Below are 17240 nucleotides of genomic sequence, written 5' to 3' on the forward strand. Positions count from 1 at the left end.
AGTTATTCAAGGTAAGTGGTTTCTACTGCTTGCTTTTGCTGTTTTAAAACATAATCATTTTTAACAATATCAAGGGCTTTAAGAACAATATCGGTTTCAATATCCGAATTTTCTAATAAGTAAATCAAATCAACGGCAAGCTGTGTTTCGAGGGGAGCGTCTTTGAGTGAGTCCATTCGTGTTCCTTATATTGCAGTGTGTCGAATTATTCAAAATATTGATTTTCTTGATGCTCTATGGCTTTTTCAATGCGTAAAAGGGCTTGTCGGCAACGATACAAACGGCCTGCGAGTGTTGCGAGCTCTTTTTGGCACTGATGCTGTAAACGGTGATCTGTTAGCCCTGATAACTGAAGTTCTTTTTCACTGACCATCGCTTGTAAGCGGCGCTCATAGTCCTGATGTTGTGATAAACGTTCATATAAATCAACCTGTTCCTTTTTCTTGGTAAAGGATGATTCCTTTTCACGCAACGATTGCGTTGAAATTTCTCGGGAAATGGCCTGCATTTGGTGCACAATTTTTTCGGTGAGAAAATTGACTTGTTCTGTGTGGTTCAGTGTGACACTGTTGCATAACTGCTGATAAAGGTTATTCAACTCTTTTTGGCAGTCCCCCAAGCGTGTTGATTTATGGCTAAACAGCTGCATATCAAAACGGGAGTGGGAAAACTCATTATCTTTAATGGGGGTGACACGGGTTTCTAACTCATCAATCTGCTTTTTTAACGCATCCAACAGAGCCTGTATTTTCATTTTTTGTTCTCATTAAATGTGAAAAATCGCGGAAAATTGATATTCAGCAACAAAACTCACTGCAAATAGGCGGCTGCTTATTGCATTTTTATGGTACTTTACATAGATTCTACACTTTCGTGTTTACTACATGGCTTTTATTATGACCGCTAAAGAGCAACAACTGCAATTGATTAAAGAAAGTATCGCATCCATTCAAGATTATCCAATTGAAGGCGTGATCTTCCGTGACATTACGACTTTGTTAAATAACCCTGCTGCATATCAAGCAACGATTGATATGTTAGTTGAACATTACCAAAACAAAGGCGTCACTAAAATTGTAGGAACTGAAGCGCGTGGTTTTCTATTCGGCGCACCAGTTGCATTACGTTTAGGCGTGGGTTTTGTTCCTGTTCGTAAAAAAGGGAAATTACCGCGTGAAGTATTAAGTATGACTTATGATCTCGAATACGGTACCGATACCCTAGAGATCCATAAAGACAGCATTCGTCCAGAAGATAACGTGCTGGTGGTTGACGATCTGCTGGCGACTGGCGGAACAGTTGAAGCAACTGTGAAAATGATCAAACAGCTGGGTGCAAATGTGGTCGATGCGGCATTCATCATTAGCCTGCCTGACTTAGGTGGTGTTGAACGCTTACAAAAAGAAGGCGTTTCTTCATACAGTTTGGTTGAATTCCCAGGCCATTAATCTTTATTTTCCCTCTATTTTTATCACAGTCTCGCCGTAGAGGTTGAGGCTGTGGTAGCATGTACTATGATTACCTTTATTCACACATCATTATTAAATTACTGTGGGATCCATGAGCTATCAGGTACTTGCCCGTAAGTGGCGACCTCAAAAATTTTCAGACGTTGTTGGCCAACAACATGTCTTGACTGCACTTGCTAATGGGCTGGCGCACCAGCGGCTTCATCACGCCTATCTTTTTTCGGGTACCCGTGGCGTTGGGAAAACGACGATCGCACGCCTTTTTGCTAAAGGACTCAATTGCGAAACAGGGATCACAGCAACACCTTGTGGCCAATGTGCAAACTGCCTCGAAATCGAGCAAGGTCGCTTTGTTGACCTGATTGAAATCGATGCCGCTTCGCGAACTAAGGTCGAAGACACCCGTGAATTACTGGATAACGTGCAATATGCACCTGCGAGAGGGCGCTTTAAAGTGTACCTTATCGATGAAGTCCATATGCTTTCACGGCACAGTTTCAATGCGCTGTTAAAAACCCTTGAAGAACCGCCTGAGCACGTCAAGTTTTTATTGGCAACGACAGATCCACAAAAACTGCCAGTGACGATTTTATCGCGCTGCTTACAGTTTCATCTTAAAGCGTTGGATGTGACACAAATTAGCGAACAGCTGGAGGTTATTCTCAATGCCGAAAATATTGAGCATGACCAGCGGGCGCGCCAGTTAATTGCTCGCGCTGCTGATGGCAGTTTGCGTGATGCATTAAGCTTAACTGACCAAGCCATTGCCATGGGGCAAGGCAAAGTCACCGCAGACATTGTCAGCCAAATGTTAGGAACGCTGGATGATGAGCAACCTTTAGCCATTATTGAAGCCCTCGTTAGAGCCGATAGCATTGCGGTTATGACCCACGTAGAGCATGCGGCAAGTCGCGGTGCTGATTGGGAAAACTTATTAGTCGAAATTTTATCGCAACTGCACCGCATTGCGATGATCCAGCTATTGCCTGCGGAACAAGAAACCGACCCATCTTCAACCGAAGGGCGTTTACGCCAAGTAGCGAGAGTGGTTTCCCCTGCGGATTTGCAACTTTTTTACCAAACATTGCTGGTGGGTAGAAAAGAGCTTCCGTATGCCCCAGAGCGGCGTATGGGAGTTGAAATGACGCTATTGCGGGCGTTAGCTTTTCACCCAAAGAACGTGATTGAAGAGATTGAACCGCCCCCAAGAATTGTGCAGCAAGCACCAGTTGTAAATCAGCCTGTCGCTCAGCAACGTGTTGCACCTGCGATGCCGCGTTCAGAAAATTTGCCAGAAAATAGCCCGACAGCGCAATTGCTTAAAGCAAGGCAGGCGCTACAAAGTGAGGATCCTAGCCCAAAAAAGGCTAAACCGGTGATGTCTGAAAGGGCAAAGCCGGCGGCATCAGCACTTGAAAGGCTGGCCGCCGTGACCAGCAAGCATCAACAAAATGTGGAAAACAGGGCATCTGGGTCTACGAAACCAGAAAAACCGAAGCAGTACCAGTGGAAGCCGCAAAACGAAGCGGCCATGCAGCCGAAAGAGGCGGTTACAACGCCAACGGAGATTAAAGAGGCACTCGAATACGAGAAAACCCCTGAATTAGCAGTGAAAATTGTCGAAGAAGGGCGTGAGCGAGATAGCTGGTCAGGTAAAATTGCACAATTAAATATTCCTAAGCTAGTTGAACAATTAGCTTTGAATTCATATATAGAAGAATTAAGTGAGTCGCAAATTGTGTTGCATTTGCGTCCCGCTCAGAAACACCTTGATAAACCGGCAGCACACAAAACGCTGGAAGAGGCTCTGAGCGAACTGTATGGTCGTACTGTTGAACTGAAAATCGTTCACGATGATAATAGCGAGGTGAAAACCCCGCTGGAATGGCGACAGGCGATTTATGAAGAGAAACTGGCGCAAGCTCGCCAGTCTATTATTGCGGATAAAACGATTCAAAAACTGCGTTCCATGTTTGATGCGCAGTTGGATGAAGAGAGTATTCGCCCCGTTTAACGCTACAGTCTTATGTTTAGCTGTAGCCTCAGTTGTGAGAGAAAACTATGTTTGGTAAAGGTGGATTGGGTAACCTGATGAAACAGGCCCAGCAAATGCAAGACAAAATGCAGAAAGTTCAGGAAGAAATCGCCAACTTAGAAGCAACAGGTGAATCAGGCGCAGGTCTGGTCAAAGTCACTATCAATGGCTCACACAACTGCCGTCGCGTAGAAATCGACCCAAGCTTGCTCGAAGACGACAAAGAAATGTTGGAAGATTTAATTGCAGCTGCATTTAACGATGCAGCGCGTCGTATCGAAGAAACCCAAAAAGAAAAAATGGCGAGCGTTTCCAGTGGTATGCAATTACCACCAGGCTTTAAGATGCCATTCTAATGCAAACCAGTCCGCTTCTTGAATCATTAATGGAAGCTCTGCGCTGCCTTCCCGGTGTCGGGCCCAAGTCAGCGCAGCGAATGGCTTTCCAACTACTACAGCGCGACCGTAGTGGCGGGATGCGTTTAGCGCAGTCGCTCACACGCGCAATGTCTGAAATTGGCCATTGCCGTGATTGCAGAACATTTACCGAACAAGATGTGTGCAATATTTGCGATAACCCCCGTCGCCAACAAAACGGTTTGATTTGTGTGGTGGAAAGCCCTGCGGATATCTATGCTATTGAGCAAACAGGTCAATTTTCAGGGCGTTATTTCGTTCTGATGGGGCACTTGTCACCGCTAGATGGTATTGGTCCGATGGATATCGGTTTAGACAGGCTTGAAGAGCGTTTAGCTGCCGAAACGATTGTCGAGGTGATTCTAGCCACCAATCCGACGGTAGAAGGCGAAGCGACGGCAAACTATATTGGGCAAATGTGCGCGCAATATGGGGTGACGGCGAGCCGTATCGCCCACGGGGTGCCTGTGGGTGGGGAGTTGGAGCTTGTCGATAGTACGACTCTATCCCATTCGCTCTCCGGCCGCCTTAAACTTTGATATCCTCGTCATATTTCAATCTGTAGGGGTGTTGGCTGCACTCGGCGACTCGGGTCACATACTCATGTATGCTCCCCGAGATCTTCTCATTTGCCGCCTACCTACAGCTTGAACTATTTAGAGGATATGCTGGGAGGTGGTAAAAACATCTCCTTCTTGGTTTTTCTTAAAATAATTTATGTCGTTATTATTTCCTTTCTAATCATTGGTTTTAGGTTTTTATTCGATAAAAATTTTTGCCTTTGTCGCTTGAATTTCTGTTTTTTGCCCCCAACTAATCTGCATCGGTAAGTCAAACCTATCCAATTAGATTGATGAAATAGAGGCGATTAATGAGTATGAAAGGACAGGAAACACGTGGTTTCCAATCAGAAGTTAAACAACTCCTCCAATTAATGATCCATTCTCTTTATTCCAATAAAGAAATTTTCCTGCGTGAGCTTATCTCTAATGCATCTGATGCGGCAGATAAACTGCGTTTTCGTGCGCTGTCTAAACCAGAATTGTATGAAAATGATGGTGAGTTACGTGTACGTATCAGCGCAGATAAAGACAAAGGCACGCTGACGATTAGCGATAACGGTATCGGGATGAGCCGTGACGAGGTGATTGACAACCTTGGGACAATTGCAAAATCAGGCACAAAAGCCTTCTTAGAAACTCTCGGTAGCGACCAAGCCAAAGACAGCCAAATGATTGGCCAGTTCGGTGTGGGCTTCTACTCAGCGTTTATTGTGGCTGATAAAGTTACGGTACGGAGCCGTGCAGCGGGTGCGCCAGCTGATGAAGGCGTTTTCTGGGAATCTGCAGGTGAGGGTGAATACACCATCGCTGACATCGAAAAAGCAGAGCGTGGGACTGAAATCACCTTACATTTACGTGATGACGAAAAAGAATTCCTTGATAACTGGCGCTTACGTTCCGTTATCAGTAAATATTCAGACCATATTGCGCTGCCTGTTGAAATCGAAGATAAAAACGAAGAAGACGGCACGGTCACTTGGGAAAAAATCAACCAAGCAAAAGCGCTGTGGACACGCAGTAAATCTGAAATTTCAGACGAGGAATATGTTGAGTTCTATAAGCATATCTCCCACGACTATGCCGACCCATTAACATGGACGCACAACCGTGTTGAAGGTAAGCAAGAGTACACCAGCTTGTTGTATGTGCCTTCCCAAGCGCCATTTGATTTGTGGAATCGCGACCAACAACACGGCTTAAAACTGTATGTTCAGCGTGTATTCATCATGGATGACGCTGAACAGTTCATGCCAAATTACCTGCGTTTTGTCCGCGGTGTCTTGGATTCCAATGATTTGCCACTAAACGTGTCTCGTGAAATCTTACAAGACAGCGCACTGACTCGTAGTTTACGCAGCGCGTTAACGAAACGCGTTCTGCAAATGCTCGAAAAACTGGCAAAATCAGACGCAGAGAAATACCAAACCTTCTGGCAGCAATTTGGCTTGGTGATGAAAGAAGGCCCTGCGGAAGATATGGCGAACAGCGAAACCATCGCGAAATTGCTGCGTTTTGCCACAACACATACCGATAGCAACGTACAAAACGTGTCGTTGGAAGAGTATGTGAGCCGTATGGTTGAAGGTCAGGACAAAATTTACTATATCACCGCAGACAGCTACGCCGCGGCGAAAGGTAGCCCGCACCTTGAATTGTTCCGCAAAAAAGGCATTGAAGTCCTGCTGTTATCTGACCGCATTGACGAATGGATGATGAACTACCTGTCTGAGTTTGATGGCAAACAATTCCAATCAGTTAGTAAAGCAGATGAATCATTGGATAAACTCGCCGATGAAAACAAAGCAGAACAAGAAGAAGCAGACAAACAGCTTGAACCGTTTGTTGAGCGCGTGAAAACCTTCTTAGGTGAGCGTGTTAAAGAGGTGAAATTAACGCACCGTTTAACCGACACTCCCGCGATTGTCACTACCAACGCCGATGAAATGAGTACGCAAATGGCGAAATTATTTGCGGCTGCGGGGCAAGCAGCGCCAGAGGTGAAATATAACTTTGAGCTAAATCCTGCTCACCCATTGGTGAAAAAAGCATCTGAAGTCTCAGACGAGTCTGTCTTTGCTGATTGGGTGGATGTCCTGCTGGATCAAGCCCTACTGGCAGAACGAGGTACATTAGAAGATCCAAACCTATTTATACGAAAAATCAATGAATTACTTTTAAAGTAACGTGAACTTGTATTTTCGTTTTTGAACATAAACCGCGCTTTTGCTTGTGCTTTAGCGTGGTTTTTTTCTTTTGCGAAAAAAGTTAAATGCGAAAACGTTTACGTGTGTTCTTGAGTAATGCGCCATGCTAATGGTATGGTAGCGTGTTTTCTTTTCAAATTATAAAAAACTAAATAGCAAGGGGTTTACGCAATGCGTATCATTCTGCTGGGCGCTCCGGGCGCTGGTAAGGGCACTCAAGCTCAATTTATTATGGAGAAGTTTGGGATCCCACAAATTTCAACAGGTGACATGTTACGTGCAGCTGTTAAATCAGGGAGCGAGTTAGGTTTACAAGCTAAAGAGCTGATGGATAACGGCAAATTAGTGACTGATGAACTCGTTATCGCATTGGTTAATGAGCGCATCAAACAAGATGACTGCCGTAACGGCTTCTTGTTGGATGGGTTCCCTCGCACAATACCACAAGCGGATGCGATGAAAGAAGCGGGTATCACCGTTGATAACGTACTTGAATTCGCTGTACCAGACGAAATCATTGTTGAGCGTATTATCGGTCGCCGTGTTCATGCCCCATCAGGCCGTGTTTACCACGTCAACTTCAATCCACCAAAAGTGGAAGGCAAAGATGATGTGACGGGTGAAGAGCTGACTATTCGTAAAGATGACCAAGAAGACACAGTTCGTAAGCGTCTGGTTGAATATCATGCGTTAACTGCGCCATTGATTGCTTATTACCAAAACGAAGCGAAAGCGGGTAACACCAAATACTTTAAATTAGACGGTACTCGTAAAGTCGCAGAAGTTAGCGCAGAGTTAGCGAAAATTTTAGGTTAATATTTATACGTATCATGCGCTAAATTACAGTATTGATAACTGCAATTCGAATTATTTAGAGTATGAATGTATTATGTGAAGGCAGCGAATATCGCTGCCTTTCTTTTTTATACCACTTGGTGACAAAAATCGTTATTTAACTGTGATAAAGTTGGGAATGATTATCAATTAGGAGCTGTTTCATGTCAGAAAAAAAAACCGGCATTCTGTTAGTTAACCTAGGAACCCCTGATGCCCCAACGACTTCAGCAGTGAGACGCTATTTAGCCGAGTTTCTTAGTGATAAACGTGTTATTGATGTGCCAAACTTGATTTGGAAACCCATTTTGCACGGGGCAATTCTACCACTTCGTTCATCGAAAGTTGCCAAACTCTATCAATCAATTTGGCTTGATGATGGTTCACCTTTATTGGTGTACTCACTGCGCCAAAAACAAAAATTGGCAGAGTTGATGCCAAATACCCCTGTGGAAATTGGGATGAGCTATGGCTCGCCTTCTGTCAAAACTGCCGTTGATAAATTAATGGGTCAAGGTGTTAATGACTTAGTGGTTTTACCGCTATACCCACAATACTCTTGCACAACAACCGCGGCGGTGTATGACGCAGTAACAAGAGCGTTTCAAGGTAGACGCACCATTCCGTCAGTGCGTTTTATTCGCAGCTATGCGACGCATCCCGCTTATATTCAAGCATTAGTCGCATCAATTGAAGAGAGCTTTGCCGAACATGGTGAACCCGATAGGCTAGTATTGTCGTTCCACGGCATCCCACAGCGTTATTGTGATACAGGGGATATCTACCAGCAAGAGTGCGAGCAAACGGCTCAGGCGCTTCGAGAGGCGCTAAATTACCCAAGCGAAAAAGTGTTACTCACTTATCAGTCACGTTTTGGTCGCGAACCTTGGTTGATGCCATATATGGATAAAACCATGCATGAATTACCCTCACAAGGCGTAAAATCTGTTCAGGTTATTTGCCCCGGTTTTTCTGTTGACTGCTTAGAAACATTAGAAGAAATAAGCGAACAGAATAAAGAGTTTTTTATCAGTAGTGGGGGCAGTAAATATAATTACATAGCGGCGTTAAATGATAATCCAAATAGTATTCGCATGATTAATTTAATTATTCAGGATGAACTAATTTAGGTTATCGCTTAAATTAGCATTAAAAAGTTCGGTAATCGATATATCAAAATTTCAAATATAGACTATAATAACTTATCTTAAATTATAAATTATTAAAGAAATGTTATGTCTTTTGGAATTAATATGAGCAACGAGCAACCGCCACGAAAGAACATTGAGCAGAAGTCAAACTCTGCTCATCAATTTCATATTCAGCAAAATGATGAAATTGACCTTATGGCGTTATTGAGTGTTTTATTAAAGAATAAATTATTGATCATCATTTTTACGGCTTTTTGTATTGCATTAAGTGCCGGGGTTGTTAAATTGCTTCCGCAAAAGTGGACTAGTACGGCAATCGTTATTCCACCGACCTCAGAAAACATGAAGGAAGTTAATGCACTAAAAGCCCAATTGGATGTACTTGAAATCCCCATCGATTTAACCTCTCAACGTATTTTTAATACCTTTATTGACCAATATCGTTCTAAAGTTAATCAAAGTGATTATGTTAAAAGTACCGAGTACTACCATAAGCTTGCACAAAATGTTGATCCGAAAGATGATGTGATGGCACAGCAGCGTTTAGTGAATCAAATCATCAATAACGATATTCAAATTCAAGACCAAGCCAAAGAAAAAAATAGTACTTCGAGCGATATCGTTTTGAAATTTACGGCACCATTGCCAACGGAAGCGCAAGATTTACTGGATGGCTATATTCGTTATAGCGCCTCCAAGGTGAGAAGCCAGATTAAAAACGAAATTGATAACACGATTTCACAGCAGCTTATTTTTGCCACTGAGTCACTTAAACGTGAAGTGAGCAAGATTCAAACCGAGTACGACGTTAAGGTTGAAAGGCTAAAACGTGCAGTTGATATCGCTAAAGCGGCAGGGATTGAAAAGCCCATTGCTAGCGACTCACAGGCGATTAATGATGACCCAGACTACCCAATCGCATTGGGGGCAGAGGCGTTAGAGAAGAAACTGTTGATCGAGACGCAAAATCGCGATTTAGCCTTAATGAGTGAAAATCTGCAAAATCGTCAGATTTATATCAATGAAATCACTGAATTGAAGAGTAAAGAATTGGCTTTTACGCCAGTGACCTTTATCTTACAACCTGATTTGCCATTGAGTAAAGAATCACCTAAATCAGCGTTGATAGTGGCATTAAGCGCCATTCTAGGCCTAATTTTAAGTTGTGCATTTGTATTAAGCCGCGAGCTTTATCGCGATTATAAACTGCAAAATCAGTAAGCTAGCTTTACAAAAGACAAACGATGAAGCCAGTGCTTTCTTTGAAGGTGCTGGCTTTATTTTATCGTGCTAGAATAGCGCGATGTTCCATTGTTAATCTTCTTATTATGAAATTCCCCGGTCAACGCAAGTCAAAACACTATTTCCCTGTCAGTCTCAGAGATCCCCTTTTACAGCCATTAAAAGAGACATTGGCTGACGATGAGAATTGTAAATCCTATATTGTTGGGATAGACCAAACTCTTGTGGATATTGAAGCAAAAGTGGATGATGATTTCATCCAACGTTATCAGCTCAGCAAAGGCCACTCATTGGTTATTGAAGATGATGCTGCGGAAGCATTGTATAAAGAACTGACTGACAATGCGTTGATTACGCACGAATTTGCGGGTGGCACTATTGGTAACACTCTGCATAACTACTCGGTATTAGCGGATGATAGATCAGTCTTATTGGGGACGATGTGCAATAACATCCAAATTGGTAGCTATGCATATCGCTACCTGTGCCACACGTCAAGCCGTATGGATCTTAATTACCTGCAAGGTGTAGATGGGCCTATTGGTCGCTGCTTTACATTGATTACGGAAAATGGTGAGCGGACATTTGCGATTAGCCCTGGTCATATGAATCGCCTGCACCCAATGAGTATTCCTGAAGAGATTATCGCAGGCGCATCTGCGTTAGTTTTAACGGCATATTTAGTGCGTTGCAAACCGGGTGAAACCATGCCAGATGCCACGATGCAGGCCATTGCCTATGCAAAAAAACACAATGTGCCAGTCGTGCTTACCCTTGGAACTAAATTTGTGATTGCCCAAGATCCACAATTTTGGCGTGATTTCCTTGCTGAGCATATTTCAGTTGTCGCGATGAATGAAGATGAAGCGCAAGAGCTGACAGGCCTGAGTGACCCGTTATTAGCCTCTAATATGGCATTGGACTGGGTTGATTTGGTGCTCTGTACGGCGGGCCCATCAGGGCTGTATATGGCAGGGTATACGGAAGAGAGCTACAAACGTACAACTCAACACCCATTATTGCCAGGGGCGATTGCCGAATTCAATTTATATGAGTTTAGCCGTGCTATGCGTCAGCAAGATTGCCAAGTACCGCTGCGCATATTTTCGCATATCGAACCGTATATGGGCGGCCCTGAAAAAATCATGAACACGAATGGGGCGGGTGATGGGGCATTATCTGCGTTACTGCATGATATTACTGCAAATTCATACCATCGCTCTAATGTGCCTAATTCCAGTAAACATGAGCGTCAATATTTAACCTATTCGTCATTGGCTCAGGTTTGTAAATATGCAAATCGGGTTAGTTATCAAGTATTAACACAGCATTCACCGCGGTTAACGCGTGGGCTTCCGGAAAAAGAAGACAGTTTAGAAGAGTCTTATTGGGAACGTTAGTTATTAGATTATAAATTATCCAATTCGGATATATTTGATTTAAGAGCACGTTAATATCAGGAAGGGTATTAACGTGTTTTTTATATACTCTATTATGGGTATTTAATTAATACATTAACAAAAGAATAAAACTTAATTTATAAGTAAATTAATGATTCATATTGATAGTGAAAAATGTAGAGAAATAGACAGATATTAACTATCAAAATTGGACGTGAATAATATCATTAATGATGACGAATAATAAAAAACTGCATTTGATATTATTTAATTTCAATATTACAAATGCAGTTATTTTATTATTTAATATTAATTATATTTAACTTTGTTTTGCAACCGCTAACTCAGCATCACCTTTAACGGCATCAACTGCTTTTTGGTCTTCCTTTTCATAACGCAATGCTTGCGGAACTGAAATTTTAATGGCGATAAATACTGCTAAGAAGCCCCCAACTAGTTTGCCCAATAAAATAGGCAGAACGAGAGTCGGCTGGAAGTTGGCAGTAAAGGCTAAGTGATCGCCGATGGTAGCTTGTGCACAGACACCAAATGCGACGCACAGAACTTTATCCCTTGCACGCATATCTTTGAATAAATGGTAAGTTGCAATAATGTTTGCCATCACCATGATAAAACCTAATGACCCTGTATCACTTAGTTTTAATCGGTTGCTTAATGCACGGACTAACGGTTTGCAATAACGTTGGAACAGGTAGCAAATTGGGAATGTCCCTGCCAACATGATGCCAATATAACCGGCTATTTCAATGGCGCGGAACAGCTCGTTTTGGTCTGCAAAGAGGGGGTCAAAGCCCCACGCACCGAAGACTTTGGTAAATACGCCAGTAAAGTGCTCGACAATCGAGAAAGCCAGAACCAGTTTGACAAAGGCATCCATAATCTTACCGAAGATTAAAAAACCTGTAACCATCAGCATCGGGCGGTATTTCAAACCTGCAGCCAGTAAGAAACAAAACACAAACAGCGGCATCAGATATTGCAGCATCGTCATAAAATCTAAGGTGAGCTGGTGTGCTGCGGGGGAATTGGTCGAAATAATATCGCGAACAGGGATATTATTGAATGTGATTAATAATAGCGAAGCTAACACACCAAATGGAATCGATATCAATCCTGCCATTGCACCAAGCGCGAGGTATTTATGGTCTTTGCGATTTAACATGGTTAAGCCAACAGGGATCAGATACACAATTGTTGCCCCTGAGGTATAGCCTATCAACATCGCAGTGATCCACATATCACGGTTGGTGGTTAACGCATCCGCGAGTTGATAGCCGCCCATATCAACAGCAATGATTGACAATGCGGCGATAGAGACATCGGAGCCCACAGACGAGAAAATAGGCCCTAAAACATAAGAAATTAATTGAGAAAGCAGCGGTACAGCAGCCATGATCCCCGCTTGTGCAAGGAATACAGGGCCAATGGAGAATATACCGTTAACAAATTCTTTGCCCAGATCACTGGCAGGTCTAACGATAGAGGCAACAGCGCCAATAATGGCACCGCACATGATTAAATAGATTATGTAATTTCCGAATTCAGCCATGGTAGGGTTTCCTTTTATTATTTTAGTGTCTTAATTGGCGAGAACGGGCAATGATGTCGCGGTACTGTTCCATCACGCCTTGCATGTTGGTGCCATCGGGGCGTGTTATGGTTGCATTGCGCCTAACTGCCATATCGTGAGTCAGCCCTAACCCTTTGCGTGCCAATAAGGCCGCGCCAAGTGCAGTCACTTCACGGTTTGCTGGTGCTTCAATGTTTTTTTGTAATAAATTGGCTAAAAATTGCTTAAAGTACTGATTTGAAGAAAGCCCTCCATCGACAGAGATTGATTGTCCCAGTGGTGAAATTTTTTCCATTGCAAAAATGACTTCGGCAGAGCGAGCGGCAATGCCCTCAAGTACCGACTGCATCATGTCTTTTTTGTCGGTATCTAATGAAAGCCCTGCCCATAGGCCAGCTGCACTGCGATCCCAATACGGGCAGCCTAAGCCAGATAATGCGGGGACAAACGCTAAACCGCGTTTAATGGCGGGTTCTGCTCTGAAATCACTCAATTCATCGAACTGATCAAACAACCCAATTTTTCTCGCCCAGTTAATGGCAGACGCTGCGTTATACACGCCACCATCCAAGCCAAAAACAGGGGCTTCTTTTGGGAATTTCCAACATAAAGTAGGTAATAAGCCACTTTCGTGAGTTTGTGGGATTTCAGCCCCTGTGAGTGCTTGTAAAAAAGCACCTGTACCAAAGGTGATTTTGGCATCACCTTTTTCACGGCAACCGTGACCAAATGTGCCTGCAAATTGGTCGACAATAACCGCCGTGACAGGGGTTAAGTGGCCATCGAGGTTGATAGCACCGAAATCACCAATGTTGTCTTTAATTGGTGGAAGGCAATGAATGGGCACACCGAAAATATCACACAGCTCTTTGTCCCACTCTAATGTGTGGATATTGAGCAAAGAGGTGCGAGAGGCGGAGTTATAGTCAGTCATAAACACGCCACATAAGCGGTCAAGGAAAAACGCATCCATCGTGCCGATACGCAGTTTGTTTTTGTCTGCTAACGTTTTGGCTCCCACCACATTTTCCATGATCCAACCCATTTTGCTGGCGGAAAAATAGGGGTCGAGGGGTAAACCTGATTTGGATTGAACCAGTGGCTCTAGCCCAGCCTCTTTGAGCTGAGAAATCATTTTTTCAGTGCGTAAATCCTGCCAAACGATCGCATTATAAAGTGGTCGTTTGCTGTCAGCATCCCACGCCACAATACTTTCGCCTTGGTGGCATAAGCCAATAGCGTCAACGACCTCGCAGCTATTCAAGCACTTGATAATATTGGCGAGTATTTCCTCAGGATCGTGTTCAACCCAACCACTGTTCAAGGTGATTTGCTTATGAGGAATACTCATCGGGGAGTAATAGTGCCCGCCTTCTTCGAAGACCACGACCCGGGTTCCCGTTGTTCCCTGATCGATTGCGGCATAACGTTGATTGAGCATCACAGTATTCCCAGTGTTATAAATGTTGTAAATAGGTCTGTTTTTTTGCTTACTATCGTTTAATCGGAAGGAAAGTCCACAAAAAACTCACAATAAGTTTCACTGGTGTGACAAAACTCACAATAAAGTAACAATGTGAGTAGTTTTTGGGTTGTTGTTGTGCTTTGTGTTGTTTTAATTATTGTGATTGTGGGAATTATGTGGTTTTATGTGTGCAAGTTTTAAGTAAAGGATCTCAGCCATGGATATTAATAATAAAAAAATTTGGGATGTCATTGTCATAGGCGGTGGTGTCATTGGCTGTGCAGTGACACGTAAATTCACGTTAATGGGGGCAAAAACATTGCTGCTTGAACGAGGTGGTGACATCTTATCAGGTGCAAGTAAAGCCAACAGCGCACTATTACATACCGGTTTTGACGCCACATCAGGGAGTCTTGAACTGGAATGCATGCAAGATGGGTATCGCGAATTCCTTGAAATCAGAGAAAAAATGAATTTGCCGATCCTCGAAACGGGGGCATTAGTTGTTGCATGGAGTGAAGAGCAGCTAAGTAAGCTACCCGGTATTGTTGAACAAGCCCACACAAACAACGTACTCGATGTGGCAATTATTGATAAAGACGAGTTATATCGCCGCGAGCCTCACTTAGCAGACGGAGCGCTTGCAGCGGTATCGGTTCCTGGTGAAGCGGTAATTGACCCGTGGAGCACGCCGCTATCTTACTTAACCCAAGCAGTAAAACACGGTGCACAATACCATTTCCACTGTGAAGTTAAAGGCGGTGAGCTAAATGAGGGATTGTGGCATTTAACCACAACAAAAGGTGACTTTTCTGCCCGATTAGTGATTAACTGTGCAGGGATTAATGGGGATATTGTTGAGTCGATTTGTCATCCATCACCATTTCAAATAAAACCGCGTAAAGGGCAGTTTTTAGTGTATGACAAAGCCGCTGCTGCGGATATCAATGCGATTATTTTGCCTGTACCAACCGCTATCACGAAGGGTGTTTTGTTATCAAAAACCATTTTCGGTAATTTATTGTTAGGGCCAACCGCAGAAGAACAAGAAGACCGTTGGAAAGCGGAAGTTAAACAAGAGGTGATGGAAGATTTAATCGCCCAAGGCTCGCGCATGTTACCGTCTTTGCACAATTACAGCGTGACCGCGACCTATGCAGGCTTACGCCCTGCAACAGAAGAAAAACATTATCGCATTAACGATTACCCTGAAAAACAATGGATTTGTGCAGGGGGAATACGCTCAACTGGCTTAACATCCGCATTGGGTGTGGCGAACTACTTGGGCAAACTGTACCAAGAAAACTTCACGCCATTATTTGAATTATCACCACCAGAAGCACTTATTTGGCCAACCATGCCCTCGATTTCTGAATACCATCAGCGTGATTACCAATGTAAAAGTAATGGTGGCATTGTGTGCCATTGTGAGTTGGTCACTCAGCGTGAAATCGAAGCGACATTTGACTCCGATATTCCCCCCGAATGTTTGGGTGCATTGCGCCGCAGGACTCGGGTGATGATGGGGCGTTGTAATGGGTTTTATTGTAGTAGCCAAGTGGCGGAAATTATTAATGGCCGTTTTGACCATACACTGGCAGTGGAGGCCGTGAAATGAGTTTACATTATGATGTGATTATCATTGGTTCAGGGCCAACTGGAGTTGCTGCGGCTCACACTCTACGTCGTCGTGGTATTAAAAATATCGCTATTCTTGAGCGTGAAGCCCATGCAGGCGGTGTTCCTCGCCATTGCCAGCACCCAACATTTGGTTTGTTGGTATTTAAACGGCCGATGAAAGGCAACCAATTTGCTGCAAAAATTGTTGAGAGTCTCGGCGATACGCTCATCTTTACCCGCAGCACAGTGACACAACTTCATCCGAATGGGAAACTGACCGTTTCTACCGCTGATGGGTTAGTTGAGATGCACGCTAAGCGCATCCTGATAGCGACAGGTGTTCGTGAAACACCACGTCACCCACGTTTGGTATCAGGCCTTCGTCCTCAAGGTGTTTTAACTGCAGGGGCATTGCAGCAGTTTGTTTACCTTAATGGTAAAAAACCGTGCCGAAACCCGGTCATTGTAGGGAGTGAGTTAGTCAGTTTTTCTGCCCTGTGGACATTAAAAAATGCAGGCGTAAAAGCGCAAGCAATGGTGGAAAGTGGGGAGCGCATTCTGGCCTTCAAGCCTGCGACCTTATTCGCTAAAGCGATGGGAACACCCGTTTATTTAAACAGTAAAATTACCGAAATTGGTGGCCTTGACCGTGTAGAGTATGTGATGGTGGAAACCAACGGTAAAAACAACAAAATTGAGTGTGATTCGGTCATTTTTACGGGGCAATTTGTGGGTGAAAATACATTAATTCGCAAAAGCCACCTTGAATTTGACGCGAGCACAGGGAAGCCTGTGACAGACCAATTTAGTCGCTGCTCAGATGGGGCATATTACGCTGCGGGTAATATGTTGCACCCTGCGGATATGGGCGACCAATGCTACCAAGAAGGTCTATTAACAGGTGAATATATTGCGAATGATTTATTAGCGAATCATCATCAGCCACAAATTCAGCCTGTACAGCGCATCCCTGTGAACAGAGACCCAAACGTCAGCTTTAGTGTTCCTGCGTGTATCGACATGGATACTATTTCTCAAGGCCGTATGGACTTCAATATTAAAGTCGAGAAAGCGGTTCAAGGAACAATCAAGGTGATAGCGGGCAACACGGTGTTGTATGAGAAAAAACACCGCTGTTTACCAACAAGACGCATTTTATTGAAAAATATCGATTTAACAAAAATACAACCGGACGCTACTGAAATCCGCATCACTGTTGTATAGTGCTGGAAATGTTAAATGGTCAAGAA

15 protein-coding genes are annotated in these 17240 nt (G+C 43.6%); 11 read left to right on the top strand and 4 right to left on the bottom strand.

The features are described from left to right. Positions 1-2 precede the first annotated feature (2 nt). On the bottom strand, positions 3-176 hold the full coding sequence (locus ABWP91_RS03240; protein ID WP_353242010.1) for a DUF2496 domain-containing protein: 174 nt from the start codon (positions 174-176) through the stop codon (positions 3-5). A gap of 29 nt (positions 177-205) precedes the next feature. Beyond that, positions 206-754 (bottom strand): primosomal replication protein PriC, encoded by a 549-nt coding sequence (priC, locus tag ABWP91_RS03245; RefSeq protein WP_353242011.1) that lies wholly within the window; start codon positions 752-754, stop codon positions 206-208. Positions 755-896: 142 nt separating this feature from the next. Here priC and apt point away from each other — a divergent pair, with 142 nt between their 5' ends. The 9 genes from apt (at position 897) to ABWP91_RS03290 (ending at position 11314) form a co-directional block, all read left to right on the top strand. Continuing rightward, the gene (gene apt / locus ABWP91_RS03250) at positions 897-1448 is read left to right on the top strand and encodes an adenine phosphoribosyltransferase (RefSeq protein WP_219246132.1); all 552 of its coding nucleotides are present in this window, start codon (positions 897-899) and stop codon (positions 1446-1448) included. Between the two features lie 112 nt (positions 1449-1560). Beyond that, on the top strand, positions 1561-3483 hold the full coding sequence (gene dnaX, locus ABWP91_RS03255; RefSeq protein ID WP_353242012.1) for a DNA polymerase III subunit gamma/tau: 1923 nt from the start codon (positions 1561-1563) through the stop codon (positions 3481-3483). Between the two features lie 47 nt (positions 3484-3530). After that, a complete protein-coding gene (locus ABWP91_RS03260) occupies positions 3531-3860 on the top strand; it encodes a YbaB/EbfC family nucleoid-associated protein (RefSeq protein ID WP_219246134.1) in 330 nt (109 codons plus the stop codon). After that, a complete protein-coding gene (gene recR, locus ABWP91_RS03265) occupies positions 3860-4459 on the top strand; it encodes a recombination mediator RecR (protein WP_273803791.1) in 600 nt (199 codons plus the stop codon). Before ABWP91_RS03260 ends, recR begins: the two co-directional genes overlap by 1 nt. 338 nt (positions 4460-4797) lie before the next feature. Further along, positions 4798-6666 carry a molecular chaperone HtpG gene (gene htpG / locus ABWP91_RS03270; RefSeq protein ID WP_353242212.1) on the top strand — a complete coding sequence of 623 codons (1869 nt, stop codon included), beginning with the start codon at positions 4798-4800 and terminating at the stop codon, positions 6664-6666. Positions 6667-6858: 192 nt separating this feature from the next. Further along, positions 6859-7503 carry an adenylate kinase gene (gene adk, locus ABWP91_RS03275; protein ID WP_273827270.1) on the top strand — a complete coding sequence of 215 codons (645 nt, stop codon included), beginning with the start codon at positions 6859-6861 and terminating at the stop codon, positions 7501-7503. Between the two features lie 182 nt (positions 7504-7685). Further along, positions 7686-8651, top strand: a complete 966-nt coding sequence (gene hemH, locus ABWP91_RS03280; protein WP_353242013.1) for a ferrochelatase — start codon at positions 7686-7688, stop codon at positions 8649-8651. Between the two features lie 123 nt (positions 8652-8774). Then, positions 8775-9893, top strand: a complete 1119-nt coding sequence (wzz(fepE), locus tag ABWP91_RS03285) for an LPS O-antigen length regulator Wzz(fepE) (protein WP_353242014.1) — start codon at positions 8775-8777, stop codon at positions 9891-9893. Positions 9894-10000: 107 nt separating this feature from the next. Continuing rightward, positions 10001-11314, top strand: a complete 1314-nt coding sequence (locus tag ABWP91_RS03290) for an inosine/guanosine kinase (RefSeq protein WP_353242015.1) — start codon at positions 10001-10003, stop codon at positions 11312-11314. Positions 11315-11633: 319 nt separating this feature from the next. On the opposite strand, the gene eutH is transcribed toward ABWP91_RS03290, so the two are convergent. Both eutH and ABWP91_RS03300 read right to left on the bottom strand, forming a co-directional pair. Continuing rightward, on the bottom strand, positions 11634-12884 hold the full coding sequence (gene eutH, locus ABWP91_RS03295; protein WP_353242016.1) for an ethanolamine utilization protein EutH: 1251 nt from the start codon (positions 12882-12884) through the stop codon (positions 11634-11636). A gap of 22 nt (positions 12885-12906) precedes the next feature. Further along, on the bottom strand, positions 12907-14346 hold the full coding sequence (locus ABWP91_RS03300) for an FGGY family carbohydrate kinase (RefSeq protein WP_353242213.1): 1440 nt from the start codon (positions 14344-14346) through the stop codon (positions 12907-12909). 241 nt (positions 14347-14587) lie between these two features. Between ABWP91_RS03300 and ABWP91_RS03305 the strand changes: the two genes are divergently transcribed. Together ABWP91_RS03305 and ABWP91_RS03310 are read left to right on the top strand one after the other, a co-directional pair. Beyond that, the gene (locus tag ABWP91_RS03305; RefSeq protein ID WP_353242017.1) at positions 14588-15988 is read left to right on the top strand and encodes an NAD(P)/FAD-dependent oxidoreductase; all 1401 of its coding nucleotides are present in this window, start codon (positions 14588-14590) and stop codon (positions 15986-15988) included. Next, complete coding sequence (locus ABWP91_RS03310) at positions 15985-17214, top strand: NAD(P)/FAD-dependent oxidoreductase (protein WP_353242018.1); 1230 nt, start codon at positions 15985-15987, stop codon at positions 17212-17214. The genes ABWP91_RS03305 and ABWP91_RS03310 overlap by 4 nt, the downstream gene beginning before the upstream one ends. The last annotated feature ends 26 nt before the right edge of the window (positions 17215-17240 follow it).

This window comes from Providencia sp., from assembly GCF_040396775.1.
Taxonomy (GTDB): domain Bacteria; phylum Pseudomonadota; class Gammaproteobacteria; order Enterobacterales; family Enterobacteriaceae; genus Providencia.